Source organism: Streptomyces sp. NPDC001222 (assembly GCF_042896945.1).
GTDB classification, from domain to species: Bacteria; Actinomycetota; Actinomycetes; order Streptomycetales; family Streptomycetaceae; genus Streptomyces; species Streptomyces gibsoniae.
In genome coordinates this window covers 197570-217267 of record NZ_JBIAXT010000005.1, presented here as the reverse complement: position 1 = coordinate 217267, position 19698 = coordinate 197570, and the positions used below count along the sequence as shown (strand labels likewise).

At 72.8% G+C, this 19698-nt stretch carries 13 protein-coding genes; 10 read left to right on the top strand and 3 right to left on the bottom strand.

Going from position 1 to position 19698, the window contains the following annotated elements; all coding sequences use genetic code 11:
• Positions 1-179: 179 nt before the first annotated feature.
• The 3 genes from ACFY2Z_RS10115 (at position 180) to ACFY2Z_RS10105 (ending at position 7083) form a co-directional block, all read left to right on the top strand.
• Complete coding sequence (locus tag ACFY2Z_RS10115) at positions 180-3089, top strand: FAD-binding and (Fe-S)-binding domain-containing protein (RefSeq protein WP_390743704.1); 2910 nt, start codon at positions 180-182, stop codon at positions 3087-3089.
• A gap of 107 nt (positions 3090-3196) precedes the next feature.
• Positions 3197-4321, top strand: coding sequence for a lipid II:glycine glycyltransferase FemX (locus ACFY2Z_RS10110; protein ID WP_390743703.1), 1125 nt, complete (start codon positions 3197-3199; stop codon positions 4319-4321).
• 287 nt (positions 4322-4608) lie between these two features.
• The gene (locus tag ACFY2Z_RS10105; protein WP_390743702.1) at positions 4609-7083 is read left to right on the top strand and encodes an MFS transporter; all 2475 of its coding nucleotides are present in this window, start codon (positions 4609-4611) and stop codon (positions 7081-7083) included.
• Positions 7084-7099: 16 nt separating this feature from the next.
• Here ACFY2Z_RS10105 and ACFY2Z_RS10100 read toward each other — a convergent pair whose 3' ends face one another.
• From ACFY2Z_RS10100 to ACFY2Z_RS10090, 3 genes are all read right to left on the bottom strand, one after another.
• Complete coding sequence (locus ACFY2Z_RS10100; RefSeq protein ID WP_390743701.1) at positions 7100-8053, bottom strand: DMT family transporter; 954 nt, start codon at positions 8051-8053, stop codon at positions 7100-7102.
• Positions 8054-8199: 146 nt separating this feature from the next.
• Positions 8200-10368, bottom strand: coding sequence for an ABC transporter ATP-binding protein (locus ACFY2Z_RS10095; RefSeq protein ID WP_390743700.1), 2169 nt, complete (start codon positions 10366-10368; stop codon positions 8200-8202).
• A 138-nt stretch (positions 10369-10506) separates the two neighbouring features.
• Entirely contained in the window at positions 10507-10641 is a 135-nt protein-coding gene (locus ACFY2Z_RS10090) for a hypothetical protein (RefSeq protein ID WP_311694577.1), read from the bottom strand.
• 581 nt (positions 10642-11222) lie between these two features.
• Here ACFY2Z_RS10090 and ACFY2Z_RS10085 point away from each other — a divergent pair.
• From ACFY2Z_RS10085 to ACFY2Z_RS10055, 7 genes are all read left to right on the top strand, one after another.
• A complete protein-coding gene (locus ACFY2Z_RS10085; protein ID WP_390743699.1) occupies positions 11223-12020 on the top strand; it encodes a TIGR03084 family metal-binding protein in 798 nt (265 codons plus the stop codon).
• Positions 12017-13708, top strand: coding sequence for an acyclic terpene utilization AtuA family protein (locus ACFY2Z_RS10080; RefSeq protein ID WP_390743698.1), 1692 nt, complete (start codon positions 12017-12019; stop codon positions 13706-13708). The genes ACFY2Z_RS10085 and ACFY2Z_RS10080 overlap by 4 nt, the downstream gene beginning before the upstream one ends.
• Positions 13705-15303: an acyl-CoA carboxylase subunit beta gene (locus ACFY2Z_RS10075; RefSeq protein WP_390743697.1), complete on the top strand. Its 1599-nt coding sequence runs from the start codon at positions 13705-13707 to the stop codon at positions 15301-15303. Before ACFY2Z_RS10080 ends, ACFY2Z_RS10075 begins: the two co-directional genes overlap by 4 nt.
• 6 nt (positions 15304-15309) lie before the next feature.
• Positions 15310-17148, top strand: coding sequence for a biotin carboxylase N-terminal domain-containing protein (locus tag ACFY2Z_RS10070; RefSeq protein ID WP_390743696.1), 1839 nt, complete (start codon positions 15310-15312; stop codon positions 17146-17148).
• A gap of 20 nt (positions 17149-17168) precedes the next feature.
• Positions 17169-18329 carry an acyl-CoA dehydrogenase family protein gene (locus ACFY2Z_RS10065; protein WP_390743695.1) on the top strand — a complete coding sequence of 387 codons (1161 nt, stop codon included), beginning with the start codon at positions 17169-17171 and terminating at the stop codon, positions 18327-18329.
• A 50-nt stretch (positions 18330-18379) separates the two neighbouring features.
• Entirely contained in the window at positions 18380-19111 is a 732-nt protein-coding gene (locus ACFY2Z_RS10060; RefSeq protein WP_390743694.1) for an enoyl-CoA hydratase family protein, read from the top strand.
• On the top strand, positions 19099-19698 hold a 600-nt coding region (locus ACFY2Z_RS10055; protein WP_390743693.1), incomplete at its 3' end, for a TetR/AcrR family transcriptional regulator. The genes ACFY2Z_RS10060 and ACFY2Z_RS10055, both read left to right, overlap by 13 nt.

The following is a 19698-nucleotide window of genomic DNA, read 5'->3' as shown; positions in this document are numbered from 1 at the left end:
GTCACTATAGGTGAGTTCGTGATCGGAATGGACGTATTCCGTTTGACTGTGCACGAACGGACAGCCAATGGGGAGGCAAACAGGGCAGCGGTCCTCCGCGCCCTCGTCGCGTGGTCCGACGGAACGTGCCCGAGGCGCCGGAGCGGTCACCGCCCGTCGCCGGAGGCATCCTGGGGAGCATGACGGATCCCGAGGAACGCCGGCCGGAGGCCACCGGCGCGGACATCGGCGCGCTGCGCGCGGAGCTGAGCGCCGCGGTGCGCGGTGCCGTCGACTTCCGTACGACGGCACGGGCACTGCACACCATGGACGCCTCCAACTACCGGCGGGTGCCGCTCGGCGTGGTCGCCCCCCGGGACGCGGACGACGTGGCGGCCGTGCTCGCCGTGTGCCGGACACACGCGGTGCCGGTGGTCGCCCGCGGCGGCGGCACCTCGATCGCCGGGCAGGCCACGGGCACGGGCGTGGTGCTGGACTTCACCCGGTTCATGAACGGGATCGTGGCCCTGGACCCCGAGGCCCGCACGGCGGTGGTCCGGCCCGGCCTCGTCCTCGACCGGCTCCAGGAGGCCGCCACCCCGCACGGGCTGCGCTTCGGCCCGGACCCCTCCACCCACTCCCGCTGCACCCTCGGCGGCATGATCGGCAACAACGCGTGCGGCTCCCACTCGGTGGCCTGGGGCACCACGGCGGACAGCGTCCGCGAGTTGTCGGTGCTCACCGCGCGGGGCGAGGCACTCACCCTGGGCCGCGACGGCAAGGGCGCCCCCGAGGGCCTGCTCGCCCTCGCCGGAGGTGAGTCGGCGCTGCTGCGCACCGGCTACCCGGCCCTCCCGCGCCGTATCTCCGGGTACGCGCTGGACGCGCTGCTCCCCGAGCACGGCAGGGACGTGGCCCGCTCGTTCTGCGGCTCCGAGGGCACCCTCGGCGTGCTGACGGAGGCGGTCGTGGACCTCGTCGAGGCGCCGCGCGCAGGGGCCCTCGCCGTCCTGGGATACGCGGACGAGAGCGCGGCGGCCCAGGCGGCGGCCGGACTGCTCCCCTGGGGCCCGCTGACCGTGGAGGGCATGGCCGCCGACCTGCTGCCGGTCTCGGCGGGGCTGCCGCGCGGCGGCGCCTGGCTGTTCGTGGAGACGGGCGGCGCGAGCGAGGCGGAGGCACGTGCGCGTGCGGAGGCGATCGTGCGGGCGGCGGACGTCACGGACGCCCTGGTGATCACGGACCCGGCCGGACAGCGCGCGCTGTGGCGGCTGCGCGAGGACGCGAGCGGCACCGCGACCCGCACACCGGACGGCCGGGAGGCCTGGCCGGGCTGGGAGGACTGCGCGGTGCCCCCGGCCCGCCTCGGGGAGTACCTCCGTGACTTCCGGCGCCTGCTGGCCGAACACGGCCTGCACGGGGTGCCGTACGGGCACTTCGGGGACGGCTGCATCCACGTCCGCATCGACTTCGACCTGCTGTCCCCGGCGGGCGTCGCCCGCTTCCGCCGCTTCTCCGAGGAGGCCGCCGCGCTGGTCGTCGCCCACGGCGGCTCGCTCTCCGGGGAGCACGGCGACGGGCAGGCCCGGGCGGAACTGCTGCCCACGATGTACGGGCCGGACCTGGTCGCCCTGTTCGAGCGGGCGAAGGGCGTCTGGGACCCGGACGACCTGCTCAACCCCGGGATGCTGGTCCGCCCGGCCCCGCTGGACGCCGACCTGCGGTTCGCGGTGCTGCCCCGCGAACCGGTGGACGTCTCCTTCGGCTACCCCGCGGACGGCGGCGACTTCTCGGCCGCGGTCCGGCGCTGTGTGGGCGTCGCCAAGTGCCGTACGACGACGAGGTCCGGCGCGGAGGTGATGTGCCCCTCGTTCCGGGCGACCGGCGAGGAGGAGCACTCCACCCGCGGACGGGCCCGGCTGCTGCACGAGATGCTGGCGGGCGAGGTGATCACCGACGGCTGGCGGTCGACGGAGGTACGGGACGCCCTGGACCTGTGCCTGTCCTGCAAGGGCTGCCGCACGGACTGCCCCGTCGGCGTCGACATGGCCACCTACAAGGCGGAGTTCCTGCACCACCACTACGCGGGACGGCGCAGACCGGCCGCGCACTACGCGATGGGGTGGCTGCCGGTGTGGCTGCGGGCCGTCGCCCGCACCCGCACGGCCCCGGTGGTCAACGCGCTCGCCGCCCTGGCCCCGGCCGCCGCGCTCGCCAAGCGGCTCGCCGGGATCGCGCCCGAACGGGGGCTGCCGAGGCCGGCGCGGGAGACGTTCAGCCGGTGGTGGCGGCGAGAGAGGGCGCGACGGAACCGGGCGGGCACCGGGACGCCTCCCGGCGACCGGGTCGTCCTGTGGCCGGACACCTTCACCGAGCATCTGTCCCCGTCCGTCGGCAGGGCGGCCGTACGGGTGCTGGAGGCGGCGGGCCTACGGGTGCTCCCGCCGCCGACGGTACGGGCCCGGCGCGCCCCGCTGCCCGCGTCCCACGGCCGGGTCTGCTGCGGCCTGACCTACGTCTCCACGGGTCAGCTCGACCGCGCCCGCGCAGTCCTGCGGCGCACCCTCGACCTGATGGAACCGGTCCTGGCGGCCGGCCTCCCGGTGGTCGTCCTCGAACCGAGCTGCGCGGCGGCCCTCCGCACGGACCTGCCGGAACTCCTGCACGACGACCCGCGCGCGGCCAGGCTGGCGGCGGCCGTCGTGACCTTCGCGGAAGCCCTGGAACGGCACGCCCCGGACTGGACACCCCCGTCGCTGGACGGTCCGGTGGTCGGCCAGAACCACTGCCACCAGCACGCCGTCCTGGGCGACGCGGCCGACCGCCGGCTGCGCGCGGCGGCCGGCCTGACCGGCGAGCTGAGCGGCGGCTGCTGCGGACTGGCCGGCGACTTCGGCTTCACGAAGGGCCACTACGAGGTCTCGACGGCCTGCGCGGAGGAGCAACTGCTCCCGGCGGTTCGGTCGGCGCCCGGGGACGCGGTCGTCCTCGCGGACGGCTTCTCCTGCCGCACCCAGCTGGCCCAACTGGCGGGCCGCAGGGCACGGCACCTGGCGGAGGTCCTGGCGGACGGCCTGGACCGGGCGCAGAGGGTGAGCCCGGCGCAGTGAAATCCCGCCGGCCGGGGTGAAGGCCCGGCGGGTCTCCGGGAGGATCGAGGAGCGGGTCCGTGCCTGTGCTCGGACCGGTGTCACCGCGTCCCACCGAGGAGCCCCGCATGACCCTCCGCGTCCGCCCGATCTCCCGCGAAGAACACCTGGCCTTCGTCACCGCGCGCCCGTCGGCCAGCCATATGCAGGTGCCGTCCTGGGGCGAGGTGAAGCCGGACTGGCGGGCGGAGAGCCTCGGCTGGTTCGAGGAGGGCGGCGGACGGCCGGCCGGGGCGGGCCTGGTCCTGCTGCGCCCGCTGCCCGGGCTCGGGCGGAGTCTGGCGTATCTGCCGGAGGGCCCGCTCATCGACTGGCACGCGCCGGACCTGGACCGGTGGCTGGAGCCGCTGCTCGGGTATCTCAAGGGCCGCGGCGCCTTCTCGGTGAAGATGGGCCCACCCGTGGTCGTACGCCGCTGGAGCGCGGACGCGGTGAAGGCGGCGATCGCGGACCCGGCGGCGCGGCGGCTGCGGGACGTGCCCGCGACGGAGGAGGATCCGGGCGCCGCGGAGCTGGCGGACCGACTTCGCCGGATGGGCTGGCGGCAGACGGATCCCGGTGGCGAGGACGGCTTCGCGGCCGGACAGCCCCGGTACGTCTTCCAGGTGCCGCTCGCCGGACGGACCCTGGACGACCTCCACCGCGGCCTCAACCAGCAGTGGCGGCGCAATGTGAAGAAGGCCGAGAAGGCGGGCGTGAAGGTGGTCCAGGGCGGCTGCGACGATCTGCCGGTCTTCTACGCCCTCTACACGGAGACCGCCGAACGCGACCGCTTCGTCCCGCGCCCGCTGCCGTACTTCCAGCGGATGTGGACCGCGCTGACGGCGGAGCACCCCGACCGTATGCGGCTCTATCTCGCCCATCACGACGGCGAGGTGCTGGCCGCCGCGACGATGCTGACGGTCGGCACCCACGTCTGGTACTCGTACGGCGCCTCCACCGTCCGCAGGCGCGAGGTGCAGCCGAGCAACGCGATCCAGTGGCGGATGCTGAGCGACGCCCACGCGCTCGGCGCCTCGGTCTACGACCTGCGCGGCATCACCGACACCCTGGAGGACACCGACCACCTCCTCGGCCTCCTCCGCTTCAAGGTCGGCACGGGCGGTCATGCGGCGGAGTACCTGGGCGAGTGGGACTTCCCCCTCAACCGCCTGCTGCACAAGGCGCTGAACCTGTACATGTCCCGCCGGTGAGGCCGGTGAGGCCGGTGAGGCCGGTGAGGCCGGTGAGGCCGGTGAGGCCGGCCGAACGCTTCTTGTCGTCGGGGTGTCGAGCGGGCCGGGCGTGGGCTTGGTGTGACCACGCGGTCGCTTCGGGGTCGGCGCCGGCGTAGTTCTGGCGGGTCTTCGCGCCGGCGTATCGGGTGGCGCGTGCCGACCGGGGCGTTCCCCTGTCCACCTGAGTTTGCTTTTGATACTCAGCTTGCTAGGTTGGTCGCCGTGAAAGTTTGAAAGCTGGACTAACCTGGAGAGGACTGTGCATGGCGAGCCACGCCGCTGAGGCGCCTGCCGCCCGGGCGACAGCCGACACCCAGCGGGCGCGACGGCGGTGGATCGGACTCCTCGTCGCCTGCCTCGGACAAATGGTGATGTTCGTGAACATCACGCAGACGACAGCGATCCTGACACCGATCCAGCAGGACCTGCACGTCCCCGGCTCGACCCTCGTCTGGATGGCCAGCCTCTACTCCGTGATGGTCGCCAGCTTCGTCCTGTCCGCCGGGACGGTCGGCGACATCGTGGGACGCCGCCGGATCTTCGCCCTCGGCGCGTTCCTGCTGGGCGGGGGAAGCCTGACCGTCTCCCTGTCCTCGGGTTCGGCCGGTGTCCTCGCCGGGGAGGCGATCATGGGCCTGGGCGGGGCGGCGGTCCTTCCCAACAGCCTGTCGATCGTCACCCACCTGTTCACCGATGCGCACGAGCGGACCAGGGCGGTCGGCATCTGGGCCGCGGTCTCCGGCATCGGCCTGGGAGTCGGCCCGATCGCCGCCGGAGCGATCCTCGAGCGTTACTCCTGGCACGCGGTGTTCCTCGTCAATGTGGGCCTGGCGGCCGTCGTGCTGCTCCTCACCCCCCGCTTCGTCGCCGAGAGCCGGCACCCCGGCCGCCATCTCGACCCCCCGGGCCTGGTGCTCGGGGTGGCAGCCATCGGCGCTCTCAACTACGGCGTCATCGACGGCGGCCACTCGGGCTTCGGGTCGGCCCGGGCCGTGGGGGCGTTCGTCGTGGCCGCGTTGGCTCTGGTGGCGCTCGTCCTGGTCGAGGCGCGTACGCGCACACCGATGCTGAAGCTGCGGCTGTTCCGCATTCGGTCGTTCGCCACGGCCAACGTGGTCGCGCTGATCGCGCAGTACGGATTCGTGGCGACGGCGTTCACCCAGGTGCTCTACCTCGAGCGGGTCCGGCACGAGTCGATCCTCAGATCGGGTCTCCTGCTGCTGCCGCTGATGCTGGCTTACGTGATCTTCAGCTTCGTGGCCGCTCCGCTGGCACGTGCGATCGGCTTCAAGGCGACGCTGGGGATCGGTGCGCTGCTCGCCGCGGCCGGTAACCTGCTGATGATCAACCAGGACCCGTCGACGTCCTTGACGACCGTCGGGATCCTGATGGCGATGTTCGGGGCCGGGGCAGGGCTGATCCTTCCTCCGGTCACCGCGGTGTCGGTGATCAGCGTGCCGCATGCCGACGGTGGCATGGCCAGCGGGACCGTCAACCTGTTCCGCCAGGTCGGCGGCACGCTCGGGGCGACCGTCACCGGGACGATCCTCACCAGCGGGCTGACGTCCCGACTGCCTGACCGGTTGACGGGCCGGGGGCTGCGGCCGTCGGTCGCCGAGAAGCTGACCGCCGCCGTCAGCAGCGGGGCGCCCGCGTCCAGAGCCTCCCGCGCTCTGCGGGAGACGATCACCGCAGCCGTGGGCGAGGCGTTCTCCGGGGCACTGCATCTGGCTGTGCTGATCCCGGGTGCGGCGATCCTGGCAGGCGGCGCGGCAGCTGTCCTCCTCATCCGCAACCGTCCGGGCCAGCCGGCCGCCTCGCCCGTCGCGACAGGGAGCACCCAGGTCACGGTCCGGGAGCCGGCCCCTGAGCCGCAGCTCGTGGGTGCGGGCACCGCTGTCGGGCAACCGGCCACCGGCTACACCGCGGCGCTCTCAGGCCCGTCCGGCCGGGAGGCTCACCTGGACGGCATGCCCGGCACCGTCGTTCACGGATTCGTGCGCGACGGCGCGGGCACCGCGGTCGGAGCGGCCACGTTGACCCTGATCTCGTTGCAGGGCACACAGCTGGGCCGCGCCCATGTGGGCCCGGACGGCGGATACGCACTGACGGCGCCCGCCGGCGGCACCTACGTGCTGATCACGGCGGCCGACGGACGTCAACCGCAAGCGTCCACGCTGGTCGTGGGGGAGGAACCGCTCGGCTACGACGTGGTCCTTTCGGGTGCAGGCGGCCTGACCGGAGTGGTGCGCGACGCGGCCGACGGGAATCCGGTGGCCGAAGCCATGGTCGTCGTCACCGATGTCCGTGGCGAGGTGCTGGTCACGCACACGACCGGGGAGTCGGGTGCCTTCACCTTCGACGAACTGGTCGCGGGCACCTTCACCGTGGCGGTCAGCGCCGCTGCCTACCGGCCGGTGGCGCTGCCGGTGGAGGTGGGTGACCACATGACCCGCCTCGAAGTCGACCTGAGCCGCGGTGCCGTACTGCAGGGCACGGTGAGGGCGGGGGCCGGCCGCCGGCCGCTGCCCGACGCGCGGGTCACGCTGGTGGACGCTGCGGGCAATGTCGCAGGCACGGCGATCACCGACGACGACGGTTCGTACGTCTTCACCGACCTGGACAGCGGCGAGTACACGGTGACCGCCAGCGGATACGCGCCCGTGGCCACCTCGCTGTCCCTGGACGGCCCTGGGCGGAGCGGTCACGACATGGAGCTGGCCCACCCGGACCAGTGAGACCCGGCAGCGCGCTTCAGGCGGTGGGTTCGACCGGAGGTGCGGCACGGCGGGTCTGGGTGCGGACCGCCCCCATGCTCGCCGCGATGACCAGGGCGATCGCCGCCGCCTGGGTCGCGGTCAGGGACTGGCCGAGGACCAGGAAACCGGCGGTCGCCGCGATCGCCGGCTCCAGGCTCATCAGGATCGCGAAGGTGGAGGCGGGCAGCCGGCGCAGGGCGAGCAGTTCCAGGGTGTAGGGCAGCACAGAGGAGAGCATCGCCACGCCCGCGCCCAGTCCGAGGGTCGCCGGTACGAGCAGTTTCGTGCCGGACTCGGCGATCCCCAGCGGCATGAACAGCACCGCGGCGACCCCCATCGCCAGCGCCAGCCCGTCGGCCTGGGGGAAACGCCGTCCGGTACGGGCGCTGAAGACGATGTACGCCGCCCACATCGCGCCCGCCCCGAGGGCGAAGCCGACCCCCGCCGCGTTCAGTTCGCCGAAACCGCCGCCGCCCAGCAGGAAGACGCCGGCCAGGGCGAGGCCCGCCCAGAGAAGGTTCACCAGGCGGCGGGAGGCGAACACGGACAGCGCCAGCGGGCCGAGGACCTCCATCGTCACCGCGAGGCCCAGGGGGATGCGGTCCACCGACTGGTAGAAGAGGCCGTTCATCGCGGCCATGGTGATACCGAAGACCACCACCGTGCCCCAGTCGGCGCGCGAGTGCCCCCGCAGCCGGGGCCGGCAGACCAGCAGCAGGACGAGGGCCGCCACGACGAGCCGCAGGGTGACCACACCGAGCGCGCCGGCCCGCGGCATCAGGCTCACCGCGAGCGCCCCGCCGAACTGCACGGAGACGCCTCCGGCGAGCACGAGCCCCACCGGCCCGAGGGAACCGCGACGGCCCGGCCCGCCGGACACCGACGGCGCGCGTTCAGTCGCGGTCGCGGCCGGGACCGGGGAGGAGGGGGCGGCACTGGCGGGGTTCACGGGGCCTTCCAGAGGACTCGACGTGGCGTGTGCAGTGTGCTGCACTCAAGAGTCCAGGGTAGTGGACTCGGTCAGGTGTGTGAACCCTAAACGAGCCTGTCCCGGCAGAACCAGGGAACCAGGAGGACCGGGTCGACCGGGAGGGATCAGCCTCCGTGGCCGTACGGGTGCGTCCCGTTGTGGAACCCCTCGTGGAACCCGTCCTGGTAGGTGCCTTGGAATCCGTCCTGGACTCCGTCGTGGAATCCCGCGGGGAGCTCGTCACGGAAGAGAGGACGGCCGTCGGGAAGCTGGCCGGGAAGGTGACGGGCCCCGGCGCCGACCGGATCGCCGGTGTACTCGAAGGGGTGGCCGTGAGGGTGGGGAGCCCAGCCCGGGTATGGTTCCGCCCCCACGTACCCCACCGGGCCCCCGGCGGGAGCCGCCGCCGGCTCGGGGAACAGCGGCAGCCGTAGCTCTCCGGTGTCCATCAGCGCGTTGTTCTGCGACCGGTGCAGCCGGGCGTAGGCCCCGCCCCGGGCGAGCAGCTCCTCGTGCCGGCCCGTCTCGACGATCCGGCCCTGGTCGACCACGAGGATGCGGTCGGCGTCCGGCGCCAGATTCAGATCGTGCGTGATCACGATCGTGGTCCGGCCGGTCATCAGGCGCCGCAGCGGCCGGACGACCCGGCGGGCGGCCATCGCGTCCAGGCCGGTCGTCGGCTCGTCCAGGACGAGGACCGGCGCGTCGCGCAGGATGGCGCGCGCGATCGCCAGACGCTGGAGCTGGCCGCCGGACAGCCGCGCCGAGTTGGGGTCGACCTTGGTGTCGTAGCCCTCCGGCAGCTTCATGACGAAGTCGTGCGCGTCCGCCGCCCGCGCCGCCTCGACGATGGCCCGGTCGCTCGCGCCGGGCCGCCCGCAGGCGAGGTTCGCACGGACGGTGTCGTGCAGGACGAGGGTCTCCTGCGGCAGCAGCGTGACGTACTCGCGCAGCCGGGCCAGCGGGAAGTCGCGGATCGGGGTTCCGTCGAGCAGGACCGTGCCGGAGTCGGGATCGTAGAAGCGCAGCAGCATCTTGGAGACGGTGGACTTGCCGGCGCCGCTCGGCCCGGTGATGATCACCAGCTCGCCGGGCTCGACGGAGAAGGACAGTCCGTCCAGGGCCGCCTTGTCCGTGCCGGGGTAGCGGAAGGACAGGTCCCGCACCTCCACGGCGCCGTCGGGCCGGCCGACCGAGGTGTCCGGGGAGCGCGCCGGGTCGCCCACCGCGGGCCGTACATCCAGGATCTCGATCAGCCGCTCGGCACCCGCCGTGGCCGCGTTGACCGTCAGCCCGAGCTGGGCGAGGCCGCGGACCGGCGGGTAGAGATAGCCGAGGAAGGCGGCGAAGGCGAGGAGCTGGCCGAGGGTCATACGGCCGGTGGAGATCTCCCATGCGCCGATGCCGATCACCGCGAGCACGCACACCGTCTCGATGATCCCTACGAGCTGCTCGTAGGCCTCGTTGAGCCGCGTCGAGCGGACCGAGGCGCGGAACCAGGCGTTCGCCTCCTCGCTCAGCCGCCTGCGTTCGGCGTCCCTGCGGTCGTAGGCCTGGGTCAGGACGATGTTGCCGAGCGACTCCTCCACCACGGACGTGATCGCGCCGTCGGCGACCCGGCCCGCACGGGAGACGTCCTTGATGGAGCCGGAGAAGCGGCGGGCCGCCAGCCAGAACAGGGGCGCGAGGACGAAGGTGGCCGCGGCCAGGTCCCAGCGCAGCCAGAACGCGGCGGCCGCGTAGAAGAGCGCGCTGAACGCCGCCGAGGCCGCGCCGACGAGACCGGAGACGACCATCGTCTCGATCGCCTCGACGTCACTGGTCAGTCGGGACAGCAGGTCGCCCTGCCGGTGTCGTTGGAAGAAGTGCGGCGGCAACTGCTGTACGTGGTCGAAGACATGCTCGCGCAACCGCATCACGAAGCGTTCGGTGATCCAGGCGGCGAGCGAGTTGCCGGCGTACGCCACGATCGCGCCGACCACCGCGATGCCCAGCCACTTGACGGCCGGATCCCAGAACGCGCTCAACGAGCCCTTCTTCAGGGCGTGGTCGGTGAGGTCGCTGAACAGCAGGATGGCCTCGGTCTCGGCGAGCGCGGACAGCACCGTGCACACCCAGACGGCCACCAGCCAGCCCCGCAGTCCCTTGGTGAGGGGCCAGAAGCGCCGAAAGGCGGTACGCGCGGGGATGGTCGGGGCCTCGCCGTACTCGTCGTCGTCCGTGTACGCCTCGTCGTCCGCGCGCTCGGCGCGCTCGGTCACGTTCGCGTGCTCGTACCCATCCGTACCGGTCATGCCCACCAGGCTCTGTCACCCGCATTGGCCACCCCTGGGAATTCCCTCGCAATAACCTGTGAGATGCCGCGACAATTATTCCGGGAAATGCCGAAGAGGGCCGACTGTGCACCGTCGGCCCTCTTTTTCAGAGATGTGTCAGCGGTCCTGGCCGGGCAGCGGCTTGGGCAGCGGCTTCGGCTCGTGACGCTTCTTCGGCTTCGGCGGGGGCGGGGGCGGGAGCTGCTTCGACTTGGGCTTCGGGGGCAGCGGGGCAAGCTTCTTGAAGCTCATTACGACTCCTTGAGAGTGGTGCTGTGCCATGGTGCGAGAATTCTCGGCGGACTGGGACGGGAATTCCGGCTGTTCGCCTTTGGAATTCCCTCCGCGGCCCGACGAGAAAGAACTTACATGCCCCTCCCCGCCCTCTTGGGCAAGAAAGAGCAAACGGGGCCTGTGAAAGCCTTTGGAGTCGCTGGCAGTTGCCGGAGGAACCTGAGCGTTCCGTGTAGCCCGGGCTCTTCGCTGTGAGATCCCAGTTGATGACCGGGTTGCCGAACTCGAACGGGTGCGAACCTGCGCGCGAGGCAGTCGCACGCCGGGGACGGCGGGCCCGGACGCCGTTTCCTGACCATTGCCGCGACACAGTGAGATGCGAGCGGACTGGGGTCGGTCTCGTGCCCGGCGCTCAGCCTGCCTGCCCGCCGAGGACGCGAAGGGAACACCTGCCCGCCGAGGACGCGAAGGGAACGGCGGCTTGAGTCTGCAGCACACGGGAGCCAAATCATGCAAGCACGCTTGATTGTTTCGCGCCCCGCTGCCATGCTCCTCAGCGCACCGCCACGCACGCCGTCGTCCCCGGAGGGGAGCGCATCGTGTCCGACGCATCGTCAGTGATCGACGATCTGGGCCGGGAGAGCGAGGAACTCGACCGGCTGGTAGCCGAGTCGGGGGAGGAGCGCTGGGCGCTCGCCACGCCCGCCCCGGGCTGGACCGTCGCCCATCAGATCGCGCATCTCGCCTGGACGGACCGCGCCGCGCTGCTGTCCGTCACCGACCCGGAGGGGTTCGCGACGGAGGTGGAGAAAGCGCTGGCATCGCCCGGCACCTGGGTCGACGAGGCCGCGCGCGAGGGCGCCGTGCTGCCGCCCGCGCGGCTGCTCGCCGAGTGGCGCAGCGGACGGGCCGCCCTGGACCGCGCCCTGCGCGCCGCCCCCGCCGGCAGCCGCTTCCCCTGGTACGGCCCGCCCATGTCCGCCGCCTCCATGGCGACGGCCCGGCTGATGGAGACCTGGGCGCACGGGCAGGACATCGCCGACACCCTCGGTGTGGTGCGCACCCCCACCGACCGGCTGCGACATGTGGCCCGCATCGGGGTACGGGCGCGGGACTATGCCTATGCCGTAAGGCAATTGAGCGCACCGCGCGAGGAGTTCCGGGTGGAGCTGGTCTCACCGTCAGGTGACGACCTGTGGACCTACGGCCCCGAGGACGCCGCCCAGCGGGTGACCGGCCCGGCCCTGGACTTCTGCCTGCTGGTCACCCGGCGCGCGCACCGCGCCGACCTCGCGGTGCGGGCCGAGGGCCCGGACGCCGACCGCTGGCTGGACATCGCCCAGGCCTTCGCGGGCCCGCCCGGCGCCGGACGCCCGCCGAAGGGGGACGCCACGTGAGGCCCCTGCGCATAGGCAACGCCTCCGGTTTCTACGGCGACCGCTTCGACGCCCTGCGCGACATGCTCACCGGCGGCCCGCTCGACGTCGTCACCGGCGACTATCTCGCCGAGCTGACCATGCTGCTCCTCGGCCGCGACCGCCTGAAGAACCCCGCCGGGGGCTACGCGCGCACCTTCCTGGGCCAGTTGGAGGAGTGCCTCGGCCTCGCCCACGCGCGCGGGGTCCGCATCGTGACGAACGCGGGCGGCCTCAACCCCGCCGGACTCGCCGACGCCGTACGAGAGCTGGCCGGCCGCCTCGGCATCCCCGTACGCGTGGCCCATGTCGAGGGCGACGACCTCACCGCCGCACACCCGGGCACCCTCGCCGCCCACGCCTACCTCGGCGGCCAGGGCATCGCCGCCTGTCTGCGCGAGGGCGCCGACGTCGTGGTCACCGGCCGCGTCACGGACGCCGCGCTGGTCACCGGGCCCGCCGTCGCCCACTTCGGCTGGGGACCCGAGGAGTACGACCGGCTGGCGGGCGCCGTGGTCGCCGGGCACATCCTGGAGTGCGGAACCCAGGCCACCGGCGGCAACTACTCCTTCTTCGCCGAGCACCCGCCCGCACTGCTGCGCCGCCCCGGCTTCCCGCTCGCCGAACTCCACGAGGACGGCAGCAGCGTCATCACCAAGCACGACGGCACCGGCGGTGTCGTCGACCTCGGCACGGTCACCGCGCAGCTGCTGTACGAGACGGCCGGCGCGCGGTACGCGGGCCCGGACGTCACCGCCCGCCTCGACACGGTCCGGCTCACCCAGGAGGGGCCCGACCGGGTACGGGTGGAGGGCGTACGGGGAGAGGCGCCGCCCCCGACCCTCAAGGTGGGCCTGAACCGGCTGGGCGGCTTCCGCAACGAGGTCACCTTCGTGCTGACGGGGCTCGACATCGAGGCCAAGGCCGCGTACGTGCGCGACCAGATGGACGCGGCCCTGGAGGGGGCCAAGTCCCGGCCCGCGCAGATCCGCTGGGACCTCGTCCGTACCGACCACTCCGACGCCCCGACCGAGGAGACGGCGAGCGCCCTGCTCCGGCTGGTCGTGCGCGACGCCGCCCAGGAGGCGGTGGGCCGGGCGTTCAGCGGTGCCGCGATCGAGCTGGCGCTCGCGAGTTACCCCGGCTTTCATGTGGTCGCCCCACCGGGAAAGGGCTCCCCCTACGGGGTCTTCGAGGCTGCCTACGTGCACCGCGATGCCGTCGAGCACACCGCGGTGCTCCACGACGGCCGCCGGATCCCGGTGCCGGGCGGCCGCGACACCCGCGTACTCGACGACGTACCGGAGCCGCCCCTGCCGGAGCCGGGGCCCCAGGGTCCGACCCGGCGTGCGCCCCTCGGTCTGGTCGCCGGCGCCCGCAGCGGTGACAAGGGCGGCAGCGCCAACGTCGGGGTGTGGGTGCGCACGGACGCCGCCTGGCGGTGGCTCGTCCGGGCGCTCACCGTCGACCGCTTCCGCGGACTCCTGCCGGAGACGGCCGGACTGCCCGTCGCACGGCACGTCCTGCCGAATCTGCGCGCCCTGAACTTCGTCGTCGAGGGGCTCCTCGGCGAGGGCGTCGCCGCACAGCACCGCTTCGATCCGCAGGCCAAGGGCCTGGGCGAATGGCTGCGCGCCCGCCACCTGGACATACCGGAGGACCTGTTGTGACCGTCCTTGCCTCGGCCCTGGACACGGGCGGCCCGGAGTACCGGGCCAACCGCGAGGCCATGCTCGCCAAGCTCGCCGAGCTGGACGCCGAACACGCCAAGGCACTGGCGGGCGGCGGCGAGAAGTACGTGGAGCGGCACCGCGCCCGCGGCAAGCTCCTCGCCCGTGAGCGGATCGAGCTGCTCCTCGATCCCGACACCCCGTTCCTGGAGCTGTCCCCGCTCGCCGCCTGGGGCAGCGAGCACACGGTGGGCGCCTCGCTCGTCACCGGGATCGGTGTCGTCGAGGGCGTCGAGTGCCTGATCACCGCCAACGACCCCACCGTGCGCGGTGGCGCCAGCAACCCGTGGAGCCTGAAGAAGGCCCTGCGGGCCAACGACATCGCGCTGGAGAACCGGCTGCCCTGCATCAGCCTGGTGGAGTCCGGGGGCGCGGACCTGCCGTCCCAGAAGGAGATCTTCATCCCCGGTGGTGCGATCTTCAGGGACTTGACCCGGCTGTCCGCCGCCGGGATCCCCACCGTCGCCGTCGTCTTCGGCAACTCCACCGCCGGAGGCGCCTACATCCCCGGCATGTCCGACCACGTGATCATGGTGAAGGAGCGGGCCAAGGTCTTCCTCGGCGGACCCCCGCTCGTGAAGATGGCCACCGGCGAGGAGAGCGACGACGAGTCCCTGGGCGGCGCCGAGATGCACGCGCGCGTGTCGGGCCTCGCCGACTACCACGCCGTGGACGAGCAGGACGCCCTGCGCCAGGCCCGCCGGGTGGTCGCGCGCCTCAACCACCGCAAGGCGCACCCTGATCCGGGCCCGGCGATCCCTCCCAAGTACGACGCGGACGAACTCCTCGGGATCGTGCCCGGCGATCTGAAGGTGCCCTTCGACCCGCGCGAGGTCATCGCCCGGATCGTCGACGGCTCCGACTTCGACGAGTTCAAACCGCTGTACGGCAGAAGCCTGTGCACCGGATGGGCGGCCCTGCACGGCTATCCGGTCGGGGTGCTGGCCAACGCCCAGGGGGTGCTGTTCAGCGAGGAGTCGCAGAAGGCGGCCCAGTTCATCCAGCTGGCCAACCAGCGCGACATCCCGCTGCTGTTCCTGCACAACACCACCGGCTACATGGTCGGCAAGGAGTACGAGCAGGGCGGCATCATCAAGCACGGCGCGATGATGATCAATGCGGTGTCCAACAGCCGGGTCCCGCATCTGTCCGTGCTCATGGGCGCCTCGTACGGGGCCGGGCACTACGGCATGTGCGGACGCGCCTACGACCCGCGCTTCCTGTTCGCCTGGCCCAGCGCCAAGTCCGCCGTGATGGGCCCCCAGCAGCTCGCCGGCGTCCTGTCGATCGTCGCCCGCCAGTCCGCGGCCGCCAAGGGCCGGCCCTACGACGAGGACGCGGACGCGGCCCTGCGCGCGATGGTGGAGCAGCAGATCGAGTCCGAGTCCCTGCCGATGTTCCTGTCCGGGCGGCTGTACGACGACGGGGTCATCGACCCCCGCGACACCCGTACCGTGCTCGGCCTGTGCCTGTCCGCGATCCACACGGCGCCCTACGAGGGCGTGCGTGGCGGGTTCGGCGTCTTCCGGATGTGAGGCCCCGTGATTGATTCCGTTCTGGTGGCGAACCGCGGCGAGATCGCCTGCCGTATCGTCCGTACCTGCCGTGAGCTCGGCATCCGCACGGTCGCCGTGCACTCGGACGCCGACGCGGACGCGCTCCACGCGCGCGTGGCCGACGCGGCGGTACGGCTGCCGGGGTCGGCCTCCGCGGACACGTATCTGCGCGGCGACCTGATCGTTCAGGCGGCGCTCGCGGCCGGCGCCGACGCCGTGCACCCCGGGTACGGCTTCCTGTCCGAGAACGCCGGCTTCGCCCGCGCGGTGCTCGACGCGGGACTGACCTGGATCGGGCCGCCGCCCGAGGCGATCGAGGCGATGGCCTCCAAGACCCGCGCCAAGAAGCTGATGGGCCTGGAGCCCCTGGCCACGGTCACGGCCGACGATCTGCCCGTCCTGGTCAAGGCGGCGGCCGGCGGCGGCGGTCGCGGCATGCGCGTCGTACGGGACCTGGCCGACCTGGACGCCGAGCTGACCGCCGCGCGCGCCGAGGCCCTCGCCGCCTTCGGTGACGACGAGGTCTTCGTCGAGCCGTATGTGGAGGGCGGACGCCATATCGAGGTGCAGGTCCTCGCCGACACCCATGGCACGGTGTGGACGCTCGGCACTCGCGACTGCACTCTCCAGCGGCGCCACCAGAAGGTGATCGAGGAGGCCCCGGCGCCGGGCCTCACCCCGGAACTCGCCGACTCCCTGGAGGAGATGGCCCGACGGGCCGCCCTGGCCGTCGACTACGTGGGCGCGGGCACCGTGGAGTTCCTGGTCGCGGACGGCCGGGCGCACTTCCTGGAGATGAACACCCGGCTCCAGGTGGAACACCCCGTCACCGAGGAGGTGTTCGGGATCGACCTGGTGGCGCTGCAGATCCGGGTCGCGGAGGGCGCCGCGCTCGACGGCGAGCGGCCCCGCGCGCACGGTCACGCGATCGAGGCCCGCCTCTACGCCGAGGACCCCGCGCGCGGCTGGGCCCCGCAGACCGGCACCCTGCACCGGCTCGCCGTGCCGGGCGCCCGCCTGGACTCCGGGTACACCGACGGCGACGCGATCGGCGTCCACTACGACCCGATGCTCGCCAAGGCCGTCGTCCACGCCCCCACGCGCGCGGAGGCCGTCCGGGGGCTCGCGGGCGCCCTGGAGCGGGCCGAGATCCACGGCCCGGCGACCAACCGGGACCTGCTCGTACGCTCCCTGCGCCACGAGGAGTTCACGGCGGCCCGTATGGACACGGGCTTCTACGACCGCCATCTGACCGCGCTGACCGAGCCCGCCCCCGACCCGTACGCGCCGCTGGCCGCCGCCCTCGCCGACGCGCACGGCCGCTCACGGTTCGGCGGCTGGCGCAATCTTCCGTCCCAGGAGCAGGTCAAGCGGTATCTCGTGGCGGGCGAGGAGCACGAGGTGCGCTACCGGCACACCCGCGAGGGCCTGACCGCGGACGGGGTGAGCGTCGTGCACGCGGACGCCCGGCTCGTGATTCTCGAAGTGGCCGGGGTACGGCGGAAGTTCGCGGTGAGCCGGTACGGCGACCAGGTGTACGCCGGTGCCACCGCCCTCACCGCCCTGCCCCGCTTCCGGGAGCCGGCCCCCGACCACGCCCCCGGCTCCCTGCTCGCGCCCATGCCGGGAACCGTCGTACGCGTCGCCCAGAACCTGACCGTCGGATCGCCCGTGCAGGCCGGAGAGCCCCTGCTCTGGCTGGAGGCGATGAAGATGGAGCACAGGATCACGGCGCCCGTCAGCGGCACGCTCACGGCCCTGCACGCGACCCCCGGCCGACAGGTGGAGGTCGGCACCCTGCTCGCCGTCGTACAAGCCCCTTGACCGTCCTCCGAGGAGGCCCCATGACCCCCGTCGCAGAAACCGAAGAGCACAAGGCACTCCGATCCGCTGTATCCGCCCTCGGCAAGCGCTACGGCCGCGGCTACCTCGCCACGGTCGTCGCCGAGGGCCGCCACCCCACCGAGCTGTGGGCGGAGGCCGCCAAGCTCGGCTACCTCGGCGTGAACCTCCCCGAGGAGTACGGGGGCGGAGGCGGCGGCATCGCCGAACTGTCCATCGTGCTGGAGGAACTGGGCGCCGCGGGCTGCCCGCTCCTCATGCTCGTCGTCTCGCCCGCCATCTGCGGCACCGTGATCGCCCGCTTCGGCACCGGGGAGCAGAAGCGGCAGTGGCTGCCGGGCCTCGCGGACGGCACCCGCACCATGGCCTTCGGGATCACCGAACCCGACGCCGGCTCCAACTCCCACCGCATCACCACCACCGCCCGCCGCGACGGCACCGACTGGGTGCTGAGCGGCCGCAAGGTGTTCATCTCCGGCGTCGACATCGCCGACGCGACCCTGATCGTCGGCCGCGCCGAGGACGCCCGCACCGGGAAGCTCAAGCCCTGTCTGTTCGTCGTCCCGCGCGAGACGCCCGGGTTCGAGCGCCGCCCGATCGACATGGAACTCAGCAGCGCGGAGAAGCAGTTCGAACTGACCCTGGACGAGGTACGGCTGCCCGCCGACGCCCTCGTCGGCGACGAGGACGCCGGGCTGCTGCAGCTGTTCGCCGGTCTCAACCCCGAGCGCGTCATGACCGCCGCCTTCGCGATCGGCATGGGCCGCTACGCGATCTCCCGGGCCGTCGAGTACGCGCGCGACCGCACCGTCTGGAAGCAGCCCATCGGCGCCCACCAGGCGATCGCGCATCCCCTCGCCCAGGCGCACATCGACCTCGAACTGGCGCGGCTGATGATGCAGAAGGCCGCCTTCCTGTACGACTCCGGGGACGACATCGCCGCCGGGGAGGCCGCCAACATGGCCAAGTACGCCGCCGGGGAGGCCTGTGTACGGGCCGTCGACCAGGCCGTGCACACCCTCGGCGGCAACGGCCTGACCCGCGAGTTCGGACTCGCCTCGCTGATCACGGCGGCACGCGTGTCCCGGATCGCGCCCGTCAGCCGGGAGATGGTCCTCAACTACGTCTCCCACCAGAGCCTCGGCCTGCCGAAGTCCTACTAGGCCGTACGGCCGTACGAGGCCGAACCGAGTCGCACGTACCAGGAGGAGCCATGTCCGTCCGTGCCGCCGACCACCGGGGCATCACCACCCTCACCCTCGATTCGCCCGGCAACCGAAACGCCCTGTCGGCCGAGCTGGTCCAGGGCCTGACGGACGCGCTCACCCGCTGTGGCAAGGACCACGACGTACGCGCCGTGGTCCTCACCCACACCGGCAACACCTTCTGCGCGGGCGCCGACCTGCGCGACCCGCCGCACCCCGACGCACTGGTCGGGCTGCTGCGGCAGATCGTCGAGCTGCGCATGCCTGTCGTCGCCCGGGTGACCGGGCACGTACGGGCGGGCGGCCTCGGTCTGCTGGGAGCGTGCGACATCGCGGTCGCCTCCACCGACGCCACCTTCGCCTTCACCGAGGTCCGCATCGGCGTGGCCCCCGCCGTGATCTCCCTGCCCCTGCTGCCCCGCACGGACCCCCGCGCGCTCGCCCGCTACTACCTCACCGGCGAACGCTTCGACGCCGCCGAGGCCGTACGCACCGGACTGCTCACGGCCTCGGGCACGGACGTCGACGAGGTCCTCGCGCCCGTGCTCGACGGACTGCGCCGGGCCTCGCCCCAGGGCCTGGCCGAGACCAAACGGCTGCTCACGGCTACTGTGCTGGAGACCTTCGACCGGGACGCCGCCGACCTGACCGCGCTCTCGGCCCGGCTGTTCGCCTCCCCGCAGGCCCGCGAGGGGATGACGGCCTTCCTCGAGAGACGGGATCCCGTATGGGTGGTGTGAGCACGGCCGACCGCGTTCCCAAGCAGGACCGCAGCAGGGCCACCCGGCAGCGGCTCCTGGAAGCGGCGGTGGCGTGCCTCGCCGAACGTGGCTGGTCGGGCTCCACCGTCTCCGTCGTCGCCGAGCGTGCGGGCGTCTCCCGCGGCGCCGCCCAGCACCACTTCCCGACCCGCGAGGACCTGTTCACGGGAGCCGTCGAGTACATGGCCGAGCAGCGCTCGACGGCGGTACGGGCGCTGTTCCCGGAGGGTGCCGCCGACCGGCGCGCGGTGGTCGCCGCCCTCGTCGACCTCTACACCGGGCCGCTGTTCCGCGCGGCCCTGCATCTGTGGGTCGCCGCCTCCAGCGAGGAGCAACTGGGCCCGCGGGTGACGGAACTGGAGGCCCGCGTCGGCCGGGAGACCCACCGTATGGCGGTCGAACTGCTGGGTGCCGACGAGTCCCGGCCCGGGGTGCGCGAGACCGTACAGGGCCTGCTGGACATGGCCCGCGGCCTGGGCCTCGCCAACCTCCTCACGGACGATGCGGGCCGCCGGGAACGGGTGGTGGCCCAGTGGGGAGCACTGCTGGACGAGGTTCTGGGCCAC

Bases quoted from the DNA above. Each gene is read 5' to 3' on its own strand.
- ACFY2Z_RS10115 (WP_390743704.1), top strand. From the start codon at position 180: ATGACGGATCCCGAGGAACGCCGGCCGGAGGCCACCGGCGCGGACATC.
- ACFY2Z_RS10110 (WP_390743703.1), top strand. From the start codon at position 3,197: ATGACCCTCCGCGTCCGCCCGATCTCCCGCGAAGAACACCTGGCCTTC.
- ACFY2Z_RS10105 (WP_390743702.1), top strand. From the start codon at position 4,609: ATGGCGAGCCACGCCGCTGAGGCGCCTGCCGCCCGGGCGACAGCCGAC.
- ACFY2Z_RS10095 (WP_390743700.1), bottom strand. From the start codon at position 10,368: ATGACCGGTACGGATGGGTACGAGCACGCGAACGTGACCGAGCGCGCC.
- ACFY2Z_RS10090 (WP_311694577.1), bottom strand. From the start codon at position 10,641: ATGAGCTTCAAGAAGCTTGCCCCGCTGCCCCCGAAGCCCAAGTCGAAG.
- ACFY2Z_RS10065 (WP_390743695.1), top strand. From the start codon at position 17,169: ATGACCCCCGTCGCAGAAACCGAAGAGCACAAGGCACTCCGATCCGCT.
- ACFY2Z_RS10060 (WP_390743694.1), top strand. From the start codon at position 18,380: ATGTCCGTCCGTGCCGCCGACCACCGGGGCATCACCACCCTCACCCTC.